Here is a 1,133-nt window from a genome sequence, read left to right on the forward strand (position 1 = left end):
CTCTTTTCCTGCCGACCGACAAAACGTTGTTCATCGCTTACGTCTTTCAGTTCACGCTCGATACCGTACAGCTTGTTAATCATCGTCAGGGCTATATCGGCACGCCCAGTTTTGCCCTTGGGTTGCACTTTTTGCGCTTCGACGAACTTGCGTCGAACGTGCGCCAGGCAAGCCAGTCGCGTAACGCCCGGTTGCACACCCAAGGCGTTATAGCCGGCGTAATCGTCGGTCATCAGGTAACCCCGATAACCTTCAAGCAGGCGCAGCGGCACCTCCTGCGCACGGCTGGTCGTGTAGTCAAACAGCACTACTTTTCGATCCGGCGGCCCGCTGGCCTGCACCCACATCCAGGATTGGCTGGTCGGGTCTCGACCCGGCTCTTTCAGGACTTGCACCCGAGTTTCATCGCAGTGGATGACGGGGCTTTCCAGCAATCGGTCCCGCATTAAATTCAGCAGAGGCTGCAAGTGTTCGCCGCACTGGATAACCCAGCGCGCCAACGTCTGGCGCGGGATATCCACGCCGTGGCGGCTGAGTACTGTTTCGAAGCGATGCAGCGGCAGTCCGTCGACATACTTGGTGGTCAGCAGCATCGCTAGGACACTGGGGCTGGCCATGCTCTTTTCAATCAACTGCGCCGGTTTGTCAGCGGTCACCGGGCCGGTTTCACAGCCACGGCACCCGTAAATTTTGCGGATGTGTTTGATGACGCGGATCTGCATCGGCACGATCTCCAGCTGTTCGCTGGTTTCTTCACCGATGGTGTGTTTGCGGCAACCGCAGGCACAGGTCAGTTCGTGTTCGGGCAGCTCGTGGATGACTTCAATGCGCGGCAGGTCGGCAGGCAGTGGTTTGCGTTTGCCACGACGTTTGGTGGGGGCAACGACTTCTTCGTCAGACTCTTCACTGACCGGAATCACGATGCTTTCGGGCTCATTAAAGAGCGCGAGTTGCGGCGTCTGCGGATCGACTGTTTGCTCGGACTTGCGACCGAATAATCGGTCGCGCAACAACTTGATCTGTTCTTTCAGATCGACGATCTGGCCCTTGTCTACTTGACGCTCACCGAGCATCTGCACAAGCATTTGCTTGAGCAGAACCGGATCATCAGGAAGGTTATCAGGCATCAAATT

The 1,133-nt window shown here is 56.8% G+C and carries 1 protein-coding gene; it reads right to left on the bottom strand.

Going from position 1 to position 1,133, the window contains the following annotated elements:
* On the bottom strand, positions 1–1,127 hold a 1,127-nt coding region (locus tag QN399_RS26095; RefSeq protein WP_330201924.1), incomplete at its 3' end, for an IS66 family transposase.
* Positions 1,128–1,133 lie beyond the last annotated feature (6 nt).

This window comes from Pseudomonas sp. 10C3 (assembly GCF_036346185.1).
Taxonomy (GTDB): Bacteria; Pseudomonadota; Gammaproteobacteria; order Pseudomonadales; family Pseudomonadaceae; genus Aquipseudomonas.